The organism is Rhizobium sp. N122 (assembly GCF_002211295.1).
In the GTDB taxonomy this organism is placed as follows: domain Bacteria; phylum Pseudomonadota; class Alphaproteobacteria; order Rhizobiales; family Rhizobiaceae; genus Rhizobium.
Window position 1 is genome coordinate 25,017 of the sequence record NZ_LOKU01000080.1, and the last position, 14,134, is coordinate 39,150.

Below are 14,134 nucleotides of genomic sequence, written 5' to 3' on the forward strand. Positions count from 1 at the left end.
ACCCGCGAAGTTGTATATGGAACTTACGGTTATTGCGACGCGGGGGTGAAGCGCGCCACCAGCGCGTGACGATCGCCGGGATAGGTGAAGCGCACATGGGTCACCGGGCCAGCGCCACTCCAGGTGCGGCGCTCCACGACCAGGCAGGCGGTGTTGCGGTCGATGTCGAGAGCGGCCGCCACCTCAGCGCTGGCGGAGACGGCGTGTATCCGGTGTTCGGCGGTGCTCCACGGCACCTGGTTGAGCAGCCACGGCCCCGGCGCCACCGTGAGGAAATCGGCATCGGCCGCCTCCGGCACGGTCGCAAGGCTGATCAGCCGCTCCTCCAAGCAGAAAGGCCGCGCGCCGGCATTGTGGATGCAGACCACCTCGATGACCGAGGACGCCTGAGGCAGCTCCAGCCGGCGGCTGTCCTCAGCCTTGGCCTTGCGGCTCACCTTCTTCGACACTGCGTAGGAATAGGGCAGGTTCAGCGACTGCACCTCGGCCTTGATGTCGTGGATTTCGAGAACCGCCGATTGCGCCTGCGGCTGGGTGACGAAGCTGCCGGATTTCTTCCGGCGCTCGATGAGGCCAGCCTTGGCGAGCTGGGTCAGCACCTTGTTCACCGTCATCCGTGAGACGTCATACTGCGTGGCGAGATCGACCTCGAAGGGAATGCGATGCCCCGGCGGCCATTCGCCCGAGACGATACGGCCTTCGATGTCGCCTAGGATGCGCTGATGCAAGGTGGTATCCCTGCTTTGATTCATCGCCACGTTCCGATTGGTTTCCCGATCTAGTCCGAATGCCCCGCTCATGAAAAGCTCTTTTTCAGGCAGCCAGCAACTCAGCCATCGCGGCAAGGAAGCGACGGTCGATGGCGTCACGCTTGCGATGGCGACCACCCTCCACCTGCTTGCGGCCGCGTGCCCAGACGCAATCGACGGAAATCCCGCCGGCGAACAGCCAGTGATCGAGGATCTGGTCGCCGGAGAGATAGGGAACCGCTGACATATCGAGCGAAACGAGATCGGCGTGATGGCCCTCGACGAGACCGGCCGGGGCTTTGAGCGCCGCACCGCCGCCGGCAAGCGCCTGGTTGAACAGGCAAAGCGCCGTCGAACCGCCGGGTGCGGCCACGACGTTGCGGGCGCGCAGCGCCAGACGCTGCGAATATTCGAGCTGGCGCAGTTCCTCCGGCAGGGAGATCCGCACGTTGGAATCCGAGCCGATGCCGTAGCGCCCGCCCTCTTCGAGGAAGAGCGGCGCGGCAAAGGCGCCGTCGCCGAGATTGGCTTCGGTGATCGGGCAGAGGCCGGCGATCGCGCCGCTTTTCGCCATCCGCCGCGTCTCGTCCTCGGTCATGTGCGTCGCATGGATCAGGCACCAGCGCTCATCCACCGGCATATGATCGAGCAGCCATTGCACCGGCCGCGCGCCCGACCAGGCGACGCAGTCTTCGACCTCTTTCACCTGCTCGGCGACATGAATATGGATCGGGCCGTCGCCCGCCATCGGCACGAGCTTCGCCAATTGCTCGGGTGTGGTGGCGCGCAGGCTGTGCGGCGCCAGTCCGAGTTCGGCGCCGTCGAGCCGGCCGGTCACCGCTCGGCATCCCTCCATCAGCCTTTCGAAGCTTTCGAGCGAATTGATGAAACGCCGCTGGCCGTCGATCGGCTGAGCGCCGCCGAAGCCGGAATGGGCATAGAAGACCGGTAGAAGCGTCAGGCCGATGCCGGTCTCCTGGCTCGCAGCACCGATACGTTCGGCCAGCTCGGCGACATTGGCATAGGCGCCGCCATCCCCGTCGTGATGGAGATAATGGAACTCACCGACGCGGGAAAAGCCTGCCTCCAGCATTTCCGCATAGAGCTTGGCCGCGACCGCCTCGACATGTCCAGGCGTCATCGCCAAAGCGAATTTGTACATGACCGTGCGCCAGCTCCAGAAGCTGTCGTTTGCCGGGCCGCGCACCTCGGCAAGACCGGCCATCGCCCGCTGGAAGGCGTGGCTGTGCAGGTTGCCCATGGCCGGGATGATCACAGCATGGCGCTCATCGCCGGGCGCGGCGGTAACGCCCACCTCGATCCGGGCGAGACGCCCGGCCTCGAGCGTCAGCCGCACGTCCTTCTGCCAGCCTTGCGGCGTCAGAGCAGTCCTCGCGTGAAGTATGGTCATGGCCTTTTCTCCCCTTCCGCCGCGCCGCCGATCTTTCTTTTCCAGAAGAGCGCGCAAAATTTCTCTTGTCACCTGCTTATTATGTATATACATGTTTCAGCATAAGGAAAGGCGCAAAGCTGATGACCGGGAACAATTTTTCAGACGAAGCCCCATCTGCCGACGTCCGGCCGGCGCTGTGGCGCAATGCGCGCCTGGCGACGCTCGCGCCTGACAGAGCCGGGCTCGGCATCATCGAAAAGGGCGCCGTTCTGATCGAAAACGGCCGCATCGCCTTTTCAGGCGCCGAAAGCGAACTGCCGGCATCGGCCATCGAACATTCCGACATCGTCGATCTTGAAGGCCGCTGGGTGACCCCCGGCCTCGTCGACTGCCACACCCATATCGTTCACGGCGGCAATCGCGCCCGCGAGTTCGAGATGCGCCTTGAGGGCGCGACCTATGAGGAGATTGCGCGGGCCGGCGGCGGCATCGTCTCCTCCGTTCAGGCAACCAATGCCCTGTCGGTCGAGGAACTTGTCGCCACGGCGCTGCCGCGGCTCGATACACTGCTTGCCGAAGGCGTTACGACGATCGAGATCAAATCCGGTTATGGCCTCAACCGCAGCGGTGAAGTGAAGATGCTGCAGAGCGCCCGCCTGCTCGGCCACATCAGGCCGGTGCGCGTCGCCACCAGCTATCTCGGCGCCCATGCGACGCCGGTGGAATATAAGGGCCGCAACGGCGACTATCTCGACGATGTCGTGCTGCCCGGCCTCGACGACATGTATAATCTCGGCCTTGCCGATGCCGTCGACGGCTTCTGCGAAGGCATCGCCTTTTCGACAGCCGAGATCGCCCGCGTCTTCGACAAGGCCAAAACGCTCGGCCTGCCGGTCAAGCTGCATGCCGAGCAGCTCTCCAATCTCGGCGGCGCCAAGCTGGCGGCCGCCTATGGCGCGCTTTCCGCCGATCATCTCGAATATCTCGACGAGGAAGGCGTCGCCGCGATGGCCGCCGCCGGCACCGTCGCCGTGCTGCTGCCCGGGGCCTTCTACGCCATCCATGAAAAGCAGAAGCCGCCGGTGGAGGCACTGCGCCGGGCCGGCGTGCCGATCGCGATCGCCACCGATTGCAATCCGGGCACCTCGCCGCTCACCTCGATGCTGCTCACCATGAACATGTCGGCGACGCTGTTCGGCCTCACCGTCGAGGAATGCATCGCCGGCGCCACCCGCGAAGGCGCCCGGGCGCTCGGCCTTATCGGCGAGACCGGAACGCTCGAAGCCGGCAAATCCGCCGATCTCGCCGTCTGGAATATCGAGAGCCTTGCCGAGCTCGTCTACCGCATCGGCTTCAACCCGCTTCATACACGCGTCTTCAAAGGCGAAAGGAACGGTCGATGACCATTACGCTCCACCCGGGCTCCGTCTCGCTCAAGGATCTGGAAATCATCTATTGGACCGGTGAGCCGGCAAGGCTCGATCCCGCCTTCGATGCCGGTATCGCCAAGGCCGCCGCCCGCATTGCCGAGATCGCCGCCGGCAATGCGCCGGTTTACGGCATCAATACCGGCTTCGGCAAACTTGCCTCGATCAAGATCGACAGCGCCGACGTCGCCACGCTGCAGCGCAATCTCATCCTGTCGCATTGCTGCGGCATCGGCGCGCCGCTGCCGGAAAATATCGTCCGGCTGATCATGGCGCTGAAGCTGGTCTCGCTCGGCCGCGGCGCCTCCGGCGTACGGCTGGAACTGGTGCGGCTGATCGAAGGCATGCTCGATAAGGGCGTCATCCCGCTGATCCCGGAAAAGGGCTCGGTCGGCGCCTCCGGCGATCTTGCCCCGCTCGCCCATATGGCCGCGGTGATGATGGGCGAGGCCGAAGCCTTCTTCGCCGGCGAACGTCTTTCCGGCGCCGAGGCCCTCGCAAGGGCCGGGCTGAAGCCAGTCGTTCTCGCCGCCAAGGAGGGCCTGGCGCTCATCAACGGCACGCAGACCTCGACGGCGTTGGCGCTCGCCGGCCTCTTCCGCGCCCATCGCGCCGCGCAATCCGCCTTGATCACCGGCGCCATGTCGACCGATGCGGCGATGGGTTCCTCGGCGCCCTTCCACGCCGATATCCACACGTTGCGCGGCCATAAGGGCCAGATCGATACCGCAGCCGCGCTTCGCGGCCTGCTCGAAAACTCCGTCATCCGCCAGAGCCATATCGAGGGCGACGAGCGCGTACAGGATCCCTATTGCATCCGCTGCCAGCCGCAGGTCGACGGCGCCTGCCTCGACCTCTTGCGTTCGGTCGCCCGCACCCTCGAAATCGAGGCCAATGCCGTCACCGACAATCCGCTGGTGCTGTGGGACAATTCGGTCGTCTCCGGCGGCAATTTCCACGCCGAACCCGTCGCCTTCGCCGCCGACCAGGTCGCGCTTGCCGTCTGCGAGATCGGCGCCATCTCGCAGCGGCGCATCGCGCTGCTGGTCGATCCGGTGCTTTCCTACGGCCTGCCGGCCTTCCTCGCCAAGAAGCCAGGTCTCAACTCCGGCCTTATGATCGCCGAAGTCACCTCGGCGGCGCTGATGTCCGAGAATAAGCAGATGTCGCACCCGGCCTCGGTCGATTCGACCCCGACCTCGGCCAACCAGGAAGACCATGTCTCCATGGCCTGCCACGGCGCCCGGCGCCTGCTCGGCATGACCGAGAACCTGTTCGGCATCATCGGCATCGAGGCGCTGACAGCCGCGCAAGGGGTCGAATTGCGCGCGCCGCTTTCGACGAGCCCGGAGCTTTCGAAGGCAATCGCCGCAATCCGCGGCAAGGTACCGAGCCTTGATAGCGACCGCTACATGGCGGGCGATCTCGCCGCCGCGGCCGAGCTGGTGGCGACGGGCGCGCTGAATGCTTCGGTTTCATCCGGCATCTTGCCGGTTTTGGAGAGCTGAAATGATCGGGAAAGAAAAAGTCCCCTCCCCAACCCCTCCCCACAAGGGGGAGGGGCTAAAACTAGCCTCATGCTCTGCGTTCAAGACTGAATGCAGCGGGAGCCGCGAGGTAAGTCCCTCCCCCTTGTGGGGAGGGGTTGGGGAGGGGTTTTTGCCATGAACACCCCCGTCTTCGAAATCCGTCGGGGCACCTCCCCCGTCATCCTCGCCTTCCCCCACACCGGCACCGACGTGCCGCCGGCGATTTACGACCGCCTCAACGACAATGGCCGGATCCTCGCCGATACCGACTGGCACATCCACGCACTCTATGACAGCCTGCTGTCCGACGCGACGACCGTGCGCGCCACCTTCCATCGCTGCGTGATCGACGCCAATCGCGATCCAGCGGGTGTCAGCCTCTATCCCGGCCAGAACACCACCGGCCTCGTTCCGGAAACCGACTTCGACGGCAAGGCGATCTGGAAGGATGGGCAGGCGCCCGACGAGGCCGATATCGCGGCGCGGCTGCGGGACTTCCATGCGCCCTATCATGCCGCCCTTGCCGCCGAGATCGAGCGCGTCAGAGCAATCCATGGCGTCGCCATCCTCTATGACTGCCACTCGATCCGCTCGCACATTCCCTTCCTCTTCGAAGGCAAGCTGGCGGATTTCAACATCGGCACCGATATGGGCAGGACATGCGACGGCGCTATCGAGCAGGCGACGCTCACCGTCGTCGAGGCCGCCGAAGGGTATGACAGCGTGCTCAACGGCCGCTTCAAGGGCGGCTGGACGACCCGCCACTATGGCCGGCCCGCGATCGGCGTGCATGCCATCCAGATGGAGCTTGCGCAATCGACGCATCTCCAGACCGAGACGCCGCCCTTTGCCTATGACACCGCTAAGGCGGACCGGCTTCGCATCCATCTCAAAGACATTCTGGTGCGCATCGAACAGATCGCACCGGGCCTGAAACGCTGAAGATAGAAACCTGAGAACAGGGGAACCGTCATGACCAATCCACGCCATAACATCCGCGAAATCCGCGCGCCCCGCGGCAACGAGCTCAATGCCAAGAGCTGGATGACCGAAGCGCCGCTGCGCATGCTGATGAACAATCTCGATCCCGATGTCGCGGAAAATCCGAACGAGCTCGTCGTTTATGGCGGCATCGGCCGCGCCGCCCGCACCTGGGAGGATTTCGACCGCATCGTCGCCACACTGAAGACGCTGACGGAAGAGGAAACGCTGCTCGTCCAGTCCGGCAAGCCGGTCGGCGTCTTCCGCACCCACAAGGATGCGCCGCGGGTACTGATCGCCAATTCCAACCTCGTGCCGCATTGGGCGACCTGGGATCATTTCAACGAGCTGGATAAGAAGGGCCTTGCCATGTACGGCCAGATGACGGCCGGCTCGTGGATCTATATCGGCACGCAGGGCATCGTGCAGGGCACCTACGAGACCTTCGTCGAGGCCGGCCGCCAGCATTATGGCGGCAATCTCAAGGGCAAATGGATCCTGACCGGCGGCCTCGGCGGCATGGGTGGTGCCCAGCCGCTCGCCGCCGTCATGGCCGGCGCCTGCTGCCTCGCCGTCGAATGCAATCCTGACTCGATCGATTTCCGCCTGCGCACCCGCTATCTCGACGCCAAGGCCGAGACCCTCGACGAAGCGCTCGAGATGATCGACCGCTGGACCAAGGCCGGCGAAGCCAAATCCGTCGGCCTGCTCGGCAATGCCGCCGAAATCCTGCCGAAGATGGTCCGCCGCGGCATCCGCCCCGACATGGTCACCGACCAGACCTCGGCGCACGACCCGATCAACGGCTACCTGCCGAAGGGCTGGACGATGGCCGAATGGAAGGCCAAGCGCGAGAGCGATCCGAAGGCGGTGGAAAAAGCGGCGCGCGCCTCGATGCGCGAACATGTCGAAGCGATGATCGCCTTCTGGAATGCCGGCATCCCGACCCTCGACTACGGCAACAACATCCGCCAGGTCGCCAAGGAAGAAGGCTTGGAAAACGCCTTCGCCTTCCCCGGCTTCGTGCCGGCCTATATAAGACCGCTGTTCTGCCGCGGCATCGGTCCCTTCCGCTGGGCCGCCCTGTCAGGCGACCCGGAGGATATCTACAAGACGGATGCCAAGGTGAGGGAGCTGACCCCCGGCAATACCCACCTGCACAACTGGCTCGACATGGCGAGGGAGCGCATCGCCTTCCAGGGCCTGCCGGCGCGCATCTGCTGGGTCGGCCTCGGCGACCGTCACCGCCTGGCTCTGGCCTTCAATGAAATGGTCAGGAACGGCGAGCTTTCCGCCCCGATCGTCATCGGCCGCGATCATCTGGATTCCGGTTCGGTCGCCTCGCCGAACCGCGAAACCGAAGCCATGAAGGACGGCTCCGACGCCGTTTCCGACTGGCCGCTGTTGAACGCGTTGCTCAACACCGCCTCGGGCGCCACCTGGGTATCGCTGCATCATGGCGGCGGCGTCGGCATGGGCTTCTCCCAGCACTCCGGCGTCGTCATCTGCGCCGATGGCACCGATGATGCGGCCAAGCGCCTTGAGCGGGTGCTCTGGAACGATCCGGCGACCGGCGTCATGCGCCACGCCGATGCCGGCTACGACATCGCCCTCGATTGCGCGAGGGACAAGGGCCTGCGCCTGCCCGGCATTCTCGGGAACTGAGCCCCATGCGAATCCTGCGCGCCGGCGATCACAAGCGCATGCCGTGGAAAAACGGCGGCGGCGAAACGGTTGAGATCGCCGTTTCGCCCGAAGAGGCCGGCCTTGCCGGCTTCGACTGGCGCGTCAGCATGGCGACCGTCGCAGCCGACGGGCCCTTCTCGATCTTTCCCGGCATCGACCGCACGCTGGTGATTCTCGACGGCAACGGCATAGTGCTCGACATCGAAGGCAAAACGCCGGTGCTGCTGACGACGGCGAGCGATCCTCTGGCCTTCCCGGCCGATATCCCGGTCGCGGCCAGACTCCAGGACGGTGCAATCACCGATCTCAATGTCATGACCCGCCGCGCGGGGCTTGCGCACAGGCTGGTCCGCATCGAAATCGATGGCGGCAGGATCGTGCCGCTGACGTCGTCGACAGGCCTGCTGCTCTGCCACCGAGGCACCCTGTCGTTCCGGCAGGGCGACGAGACCGGCACGCTTGCATCAGGCGATGCGCTGCTGATGGCGGATGCGGCCGGAAGCGAGCTCAAAATCGATGGCAAGGCAAGGTGTTATCTTGCTTCGATCGCCGCCAGCTGATCTTGTTCAACAGCTTGAAAAAATTGGACAATCGAAAAACGGCCCGGGCATTCGCATGAACCGTTGCTATTTCGGGCCATGGACGTCATTCCTGCTTTCGGTCTAAACTTCGCCTTTCTGATGCAGAAGAAGACCTAGACTGCCCACCACGTTGGGTAGCAAGGGAGCAGGCGTGACGGATCCATACGATATTCTCGGCGTTGAACGCGATGCGAATGAGGCGCAGCTGAAGGCCGCCTATCGGCGTCTGGCCAAGGTCGCCCACCCCGATTCGGGCGGAGATACAGACGCTTTCGACAAGTTGCAGAAAGCCTATGGGCTGCTTCTCGATCCCGTCCGCCGCAAGGTTTATGACGATACCGGCTATGACGTCGAACTCGCCGACGCCGCCGAGTTGCAGGCGCTCGTCATGATCGAGAAGCTCGTCACCGACGCAGTGCTCGACGAGCGCGTGCCCGGAAGTTTCGATCCCGTCGCCGTCATGCAGGAAAGCCTTTCCGAAGAACTGCGCAGGGCACGGTTCAGCAAGAGCGAGCTGGAACGCCACGCCTCGCGCATCGGCCTGCATCTGGAACGGCTCGAAAAACAGTCCGGCCGCGATGTGCTCGCTCACATGTTCCGCGCCCGCATCGAAGCGATCGGCAAGGCGGTCGCGGAAACCGAGGCGAAGATCAAGGCAGCCGAACGCGCCGCCGACATGCTCGCCGGCTATGTCTACGACGTCGATCCGTCACCACTGCCGGAGGCTTCGGTCGCCAATCTCGACTGGATCGAAACGTCGAGAAACCGTTCCACCGGCTGACGGCCCACGACCTCAATAGGACAGCTTCGGATACCAATCCGGCGCCCGGCCTTCGGGCGTGCAATCGAACACGGTCCAGAGCGGCATCAGATCGGGCGCGCCGCGCGGATCCTCGCCGGGATCGGCCGTCACCCCGCCCATCTCTCCGCTCCAGAAATGGCGGATGGTGCCGTCGCGCCGCGTGAAGACGTTGAAAGCCGCGTCGTCGCTGCCGTCTTTGCCGATGGCGTGATAGTCGCGGCTGTATTCGTCCGTCGTGTCGGAATAAAGCGGCAGGTGATGCCAGCCGCGCTCCTTCTTGAAGGCGAGCAGCTTTCCGATCGGCGAGCGGGCAACGACCGCAAGGGCGGCGCGCTGCTGGATGTCAGGCACCTCGCCCTCCCAGGCCGACAGCAGCGAGGTGCACATCGGGCACGGGCGCTCCCGCTCGGGGCCGAACATGTAGCTGTAGACGATCAGCGTCTGCTTATCCGCGAAGAGCTCGCTGAGCGAGATCGGCCCGCCGGCGCCTTCGAAGCGATAATCCTTCTTGACTTCGCCGCCTGGCGGCAGCGCCCGGCGCTGCCTCGCGACACGCTCGATGTGCCGGCGCAACTCGATCTCTTCGGCGAGCAGCGCGTCGCGGGCGCTACGATATTCCTCGGTCTCATTGGGAAACCGGATGCCATTCTTTGCCGCAAGCACGGCTGCAGGGATCAGATGCTGGTTATCCATGACATGTCCTCCTTCTGTTGCCGCGCGTCTCTCTGACGCGCCCAAGGACGCGCTGAAGCCGCAAAGGGAATTCTAGCACATCGTTGGCATGACGATCGGAGGATGCGAAAATCGACAAGGGCGACGGGAAAAATCCGCCTTTGAGGAGCAGCGGAACAGAAATACTGCACAAGCGGCCGAAACGGCCGGCATGAAGAACCTCATGCCGGTCGTTGGGGTTTACGCGGCGCGGGGCTGCGTCTCTGTCTTTCAGTGTTTGAGTACGACCTTCCCGGGAGCACCTGCCGCAACCGCATTCTGGGCAAGGCCGATCTGCTCCAGGGTGAAGGTGTGGGAAATCGGGATCACCAGCTCACCGGTGGCGGCGGACGCCAGAATAGCGTCGAGCATGGCCGCGTCGGTGCGGTGGTAGAGTTCACGGACGATAACGCGGCCTGCGGCATTGGCGCCTTCCGGCACCGGAACGATGCTCGCAATGGTGCCACCGTCGCGGACATGACCGATGAGGTTGCCGGCCACCGGGCCGGCCGTGCTGATCGCATAGTCGAAGCTCCAGCTTGCGGCAGGAACCGTGATGTCGAGCGCTTCGCCAGCCAGCGCCCGGCCTTCGTTCAGCCGCTCGGGCCGGACGCCGGCAACCGGCTGGGCGCCGATCTGCTTGAGGTATTGGATGGCGGACCGTCCGACCGTGCCGAGGCCGCCGGAAACCAGAACCTGGTCGCCGGCCTTGACGCCGAGCGCTTCCACGGTCTGCCGGCCGGTAAGACCTGCCTTGACCAGCGAGGCGCCCTGCTCGAAGCCGAGTGCGGCGGGCAGCCTTGCGACGGATGTCGAGGGAACGACACCATACTCTGCATGGGCGCCTTTGCCGTTTGCGGCAAAATCGGCGACGACCCGCTCGCCGACCGCAAAACCGGTCACGCCTTCGCCGAGGGCCGCGATGGTGCCGGCGGCGTCACCGCCGAGCACGGCCGGCAGCGGAAGCGGGATATACTGGGCCATGAAGCCCTGGCGGAGAATGAGATCGAAAGGATTGACGGCGGATGCCTCGATCTTGATCAGGACTTCGCCCGGTCCGGGCTTCGGCACCGGAAGGTCCGCGATTTCGAACTGGTCGACATCACCGTAGGATTTGAGAAGTGCCGCTTTCATGGCGTCTCCAGAATTTCAGCGTTGCGTTGCGCCTATGCCCAACTGCCGCCCGGCAGCCGGGCATAGGCGATTTCCGGATGGCGCCATCTCAGGCCGTGGCGGGACGACGCGTGTTGTCGAGCGTCCAGGCTCCGCCGCCGGCAAAGGCGATGTAAAGGAAGATGAAGCAGAACAGGATGGCGCCTTCACCCATGTTCAGCGCCGGCCAGAAGCCATACGGCATGTGGCCCATGAAATAGGCGGCAGCCATTTCGCCCGAAGCGATGAATGCTGCGATGCGCGTTTGAAATCCGACGAGCATCAGAGCAGAGGTGATCACCTCGATTGCGCCTGCAACCAGCAGGAGGGCGGGCAGCGGATAGGGTACGCCTTGAATCGGACCCGGAAACTGCAGAAACTTCATGGTGGCATGTTCGAGGAAGAGCAGGGCCGCCATGATGCGCAGAAGTGCGAGGACGTATGGCGTCCATTTGCCGGTATTGATCATCGAGTTTCTCCAAAGAGGTTGATGGGAGGTCAGGCGGCGGAGGCCGCCTTCTTCAGTTCCTGGTTTTCTTTCCAGAGCTTCATCGACATGGCGAAGACCCCATCGACATAGTTCCGGTAAACCGTCATGCCCGCCGGATCACGGCCGGCCTTCGCTGCGAAAAATGCAATGATATCGTCGGATTCGGTGACATAGCGGCCGGGCTCGAGCTGCGCCGAAGGAAAGCTCACTCTGTCGAGATGCGGCGACAGCTCCGCCCGGATCTTCTCTTCCTGCTCGGTTCCAGGAACGAAGTCGCGGCTTTCCACGTCCGATGCCAGACCCGATTCCAGAAGGAAGAGGCGAACCTTGAGGCAGAAGGGGCAGTTTTCCTTGAGGTAGACGATCGGCTTGAAGGTTTCGCTGGTCATTGCGCATCTCCATGTAATTGAGGGGTCGAGGGCACGCGGCCGAAACGGAAGCTCGATGCGGTGAGCCCGCCGGCGAAGTCCTTCTGGTGATAGGTGGTGGCGCCGGCTTCGTTCTCGGCGGCGCCGACCACCACCATCAGCGGGATGAGATGGTCTTCGCGCGGATGCGCCGCCCGCGCAGCCGGCGCCTGCTGCCATTCGATCAGCCGCTCGGTGCGCTTGTCGCAGGCCGTGTGAACCAGCGTTTCCTGAAGCCAGGCGTCGAAGCGGCGGGACGGCTCATATCCGCCCGTGCCGCGCATGGCCGAAAGGTTGTGATAGCTGAGACCGCTGCCGATGATCAGGACGCCCTCGTCACGCAACGGCGCCAGTGCCCGGCCGACGCTGATGTGCAGCGCCGGATCGTAACCCGCATCCAGCGAAAGCTGCACGACGGGGATGCTCTCTTCCGGATAGAGCGGCTTCATGATGCTGAAAGTGCCGTGATCGTAACCGCGGGTCGGATCGAGCACCGCTTCGATGCCGCTCGCCCGCAGCAGATGCTGCACGCGGTTTGCGAGATCGGGCGAACCGGGGGCATTGTAGGTAATGTGATAGAGGTGTTCGGGAAAGCCGTAATAATCGTAGACCATGCCCGGCTTGACGCCCGACGATATGGCAAAACCATCCTCTTCCCAGTGACCCGAGACCACGAGGATCGCCTTCGGCGCATCACCGAGTTCGGCGCGCATGTCGACCAGCGACTGTTCGAGCACATCGAAGTTGCGGCGGAAATCGCCCGTCATATAGGGCCAGGGGCCGCCGCCATGGCTGACGAAATAGGTCGGGAGTCTGGAATTTGTCACCGGAATTGTCCTTCGCATCATTGCCACGAGCATGGGGGCGGCACTTCGATGGGAAGATTTTGATTTTTTCTCTGTTATTGATCAATGTGGCGGATATTGAAGAACCATTTCCTGGATGTTGATGATCAATGGATACGTTGACGAGCCTGCGGGTGTTCTGCACCGTCGCCGAACTGAAAAGCTTCACCGCTGCCGCCGATCGCCTTGGCGTCTCACCGGCAATGGCGAGCAAGCATGTGATGCAGCTCGAGAACCGGCTGGGGACGCGGCTGCTCAACCGAACCAGCCGCCATGTCAGCCTGACGGAGACCGGGCGGCTTTATTTCAACCAGACCAGGGAGATGCTCGAACGGCTGGACGAGGTGGAAGACGCCATCGGCAATGTGACGGTGGCGCCCCGCGGTACCCTGAAATTGAGTGCGCCGGTTTGGGCGGCAACCGGCTATTTTACAGACATGCTGGCAGCCTATAACCGGCGCTACCCCGATGTCTGCCTTGACTTGGATCTTAGCGGCCGGCTGGTGAACCTGGTTGACGAAGGTTTCGATCTTGCGCTGCGGGCAACGTCGCAGGACCGGCTCGATCCGGGTCTCGTCGCCCGCCCGCTGACGAATGTGCAGTTTCGTCTCATGGCCTCGCCGGATTACCTCGCGCGAACCGGGCGGCCTCAAAACGTCGCCGAACTCACCGGCCATGCCCTGCTTCGCTACTCCGGCGTCAACCTCGGGGAAAGCATGTCGCTGGAAGGTCCTGACGGACCACACAAGATCACCTTCCGCACCGTGATGCTCAGCGATAATGAGACAATTATGCATCTCGCGGCCCTGCGCGGCATGGGCCTCGCCTTCCTGCCGGCATGGATGGCCGAGCAGGATATCGAAGCCGGCCGCCTGGAAATCGTGCTTCCGGCCATCACGCTCGGTTTCAACAGCACACTTTACGCCGTCTATCCGAGCCGCAAATATCTCTCCGCCAAGGTCCGCACCTTCATCGACTTTCTGACGGCGAGCACCCGGGAGATGGGATAATCCTGCTCAGCGAGAAAACGGCGGGACGAAAAAAATCCCACTTCGGAATCCCGAAATCCCCCGCTTCGGGATTCCGAAATCCGACGCGTTTTCAGCGCCGTCGCCGCAAGAAAATATACAGCGATTTCAACGGCGCAGCCAATTTCGGGATTCCGAAGTGCTATATAGAGTATGGTGGGAGTTGATCCCCATCGCACCAGCATGAACCCAAGGCCGTTAGAGCCTTTCCTGGTTAGATTGAAGCATTCTGCCGGAGCAGGTTTCCGCCAGGATCAAAGGCGATTGGCGAAGGACATACCTCTTGGTACGTCCGAGCCGATCGCCTTTGATCCTGGCGGAAAAATGCCCGGCCCTTCGGGTTGGCTGAAACG

General features: G+C 63.5%; 14 protein-coding genes. 7 read left to right on the forward strand and 7 right to left on the reverse strand.

The genetic code is table 11. The features are described from left to right. Positions 1-29: 29 nt before the first annotated feature. Together hutC and ATY75_RS32705 are read right to left on the reverse strand one after the other, a co-directional pair. Entirely contained in the window at positions 30-752 is a 723-nt protein-coding gene (gene hutC, locus ATY75_RS32700; protein ID WP_088940651.1) for a histidine utilization repressor, read from the reverse strand. Positions 753-813: 61 nt separating this feature from the next. Further along, complete coding sequence (locus ATY75_RS32705) at positions 814-2,160, reverse strand: formimidoylglutamate deiminase (protein ID WP_088940652.1); 1,347 nt, start codon at positions 2,158-2,160, stop codon at positions 814-816. Between the two features lie 122 nt (positions 2,161-2,282). On the opposite strand from ATY75_RS32705, the gene hutI reads away from it, so the two are divergent. The 6 genes from hutI (at position 2,283) to ATY75_RS32735 (ending at position 9,127) form a co-directional block, all read left to right on the forward strand. Beyond that, positions 2,283-3,545, forward strand: a complete 1,263-nt coding sequence (gene hutI, locus ATY75_RS32710) for an imidazolonepropionase (RefSeq protein ID WP_088940653.1) — start codon at positions 2,283-2,285, stop codon at positions 3,543-3,545. Beyond that, on the forward strand, positions 3,542-5,077 hold the full coding sequence (gene hutH / locus ATY75_RS32715) for a histidine ammonia-lyase (protein ID WP_088940654.1): 1,536 nt from the start codon (positions 3,542-3,544) through the stop codon (positions 5,075-5,077). The genes hutI and hutH overlap by 4 nt, the downstream gene beginning before the upstream one ends. Before the next feature lie 156 nt (positions 5,078-5,233). Next, a complete protein-coding gene (gene hutG, locus ATY75_RS32720) occupies positions 5,234-6,040 on the forward strand; it encodes an N-formylglutamate deformylase (protein ID WP_088940655.1) in 807 nt (268 codons plus the stop codon). Positions 6,041-6,070: 30 nt separating this feature from the next. After that, the gene (gene hutU, locus ATY75_RS32725; RefSeq protein WP_088940656.1) at positions 6,071-7,744 is read left to right on the forward strand and encodes a urocanate hydratase; all 1,674 of its coding nucleotides are present in this window, start codon (positions 6,071-6,073) and stop codon (positions 7,742-7,744) included. A gap of 5 nt (positions 7,745-7,749) precedes the next feature. Continuing rightward, the gene (locus ATY75_RS32730; RefSeq protein ID WP_088940657.1) at positions 7,750-8,325 is read left to right on the forward strand and encodes a HutD family protein; all 576 of its coding nucleotides are present in this window, start codon (positions 7,750-7,752) and stop codon (positions 8,323-8,325) included. Between the two features lie 172 nt (positions 8,326-8,497). Next, positions 8,498-9,127 carry a J domain-containing protein gene (locus tag ATY75_RS32735; protein WP_088940658.1) on the forward strand — a complete coding sequence of 210 codons (630 nt, stop codon included), beginning with the start codon at positions 8,498-8,500 and terminating at the stop codon, positions 9,125-9,127. A gap of 12 nt (positions 9,128-9,139) precedes the next feature. Here ATY75_RS32735 and ATY75_RS32740 read toward each other — a convergent pair whose 3' ends face one another. The 5 genes from ATY75_RS32740 to ATY75_RS32760 all read right to left on the reverse strand — a co-directional run bounded on the left by ATY75_RS32740 (position 9,140) and on the right by ATY75_RS32760 (position 12,735). Beyond that, positions 9,140-9,841: a DUF899 family protein gene (locus tag ATY75_RS32740; RefSeq protein ID WP_088940659.1), complete on the reverse strand. Its 702-nt coding sequence runs from the start codon at positions 9,839-9,841 to the stop codon at positions 9,140-9,142. Between the two features lie 249 nt (positions 9,842-10,090). After that, positions 10,091-10,993 (reverse strand): NADP-dependent oxidoreductase, encoded by a 903-nt coding sequence (locus ATY75_RS32745; protein ID WP_088940660.1) that lies wholly within the window; start codon positions 10,991-10,993, stop codon positions 10,091-10,093. Between the two features lie 88 nt (positions 10,994-11,081). Continuing rightward, positions 11,082-11,480 (reverse strand): DoxX family protein, encoded by a 399-nt coding sequence (locus ATY75_RS32750; RefSeq protein ID WP_049733018.1) that lies wholly within the window; start codon positions 11,478-11,480, stop codon positions 11,082-11,084. Positions 11,481-11,509: 29 nt separating this feature from the next. Next, entirely contained in the window at positions 11,510-11,890 is a 381-nt protein-coding gene (locus ATY75_RS32755; RefSeq protein WP_088940661.1) for a glutathione S-transferase N-terminal domain-containing protein, read from the reverse strand. Continuing rightward, positions 11,887-12,735 (reverse strand): class III extradiol ring-cleavage dioxygenase, encoded by an 849-nt coding sequence (locus ATY75_RS32760; protein WP_088940811.1) that lies wholly within the window; start codon positions 12,733-12,735, stop codon positions 11,887-11,889. Before ATY75_RS32760 ends, ATY75_RS32755 begins: the two co-directional genes overlap by 4 nt. Before the next feature lie 128 nt (positions 12,736-12,863). Here ATY75_RS32760 and ATY75_RS32765 point away from each other — a divergent pair, with 128 nt between their 5' ends. Continuing rightward, a complete protein-coding gene (locus tag ATY75_RS32765; protein WP_088940662.1) occupies positions 12,864-13,763 on the forward strand; it encodes a LysR family transcriptional regulator in 900 nt (299 codons plus the stop codon). Positions 13,764-14,134 lie beyond the last annotated feature (371 nt).

Coding starts and splice junctions, on each gene's coding strand:
- hutC (WP_088940651.1), bottom strand. CDS start 752: ATGAATCAAAGCAGGGATACCACCTTGCATCAGCGCATCCTAGGCGAC.
- ATY75_RS32705 (WP_088940652.1), bottom strand. CDS start 2,160: ATGACCATACTTCACGCGAGGACTGCTCTGACGCCGCAAGGCTGGCAG.
- hutI (WP_088940653.1), top strand. CDS start 2,283: ATGACCGGGAACAATTTTTCAGACGAAGCCCCATCTGCCGACGTCCGG.
- hutH (WP_088940654.1), top strand. CDS start 3,542: ATGACCATTACGCTCCACCCGGGCTCCGTCTCGCTCAAGGATCTGGAA.
- hutG (WP_088940655.1), top strand. CDS start 5,234: ATGAACACCCCCGTCTTCGAAATCCGTCGGGGCACCTCCCCCGTCATC.
- hutU (WP_088940656.1), top strand. CDS start 6,071: ATGACCAATCCACGCCATAACATCCGCGAAATCCGCGCGCCCCGCGGC.
- ATY75_RS32730 (WP_088940657.1), top strand. CDS start 7,750: ATGCGAATCCTGCGCGCCGGCGATCACAAGCGCATGCCGTGGAAAAAC.
- ATY75_RS32740 (WP_088940659.1), bottom strand. CDS start 9,841: ATGGATAACCAGCATCTGATCCCTGCAGCCGTGCTTGCGGCAAAGAAT.
- ATY75_RS32745 (WP_088940660.1), bottom strand. CDS start 10,993: ATGAAAGCGGCACTTCTCAAATCCTACGGTGATGTCGACCAGTTCGAA.
- ATY75_RS32750 (WP_049733018.1), bottom strand. CDS start 11,480: ATGATCAATACCGGCAAATGGACGCCATACGTCCTCGCACTTCTGCGC.
- ATY75_RS32755 (WP_088940661.1), bottom strand. CDS start 11,890: ATGACCAGCGAAACCTTCAAGCCGATCGTCTACCTCAAGGAAAACTGC.
- ATY75_RS32765 (WP_088940662.1), top strand. CDS start 12,864: ATGGATACGTTGACGAGCCTGCGGGTGTTCTGCACCGTCGCCGAACTG.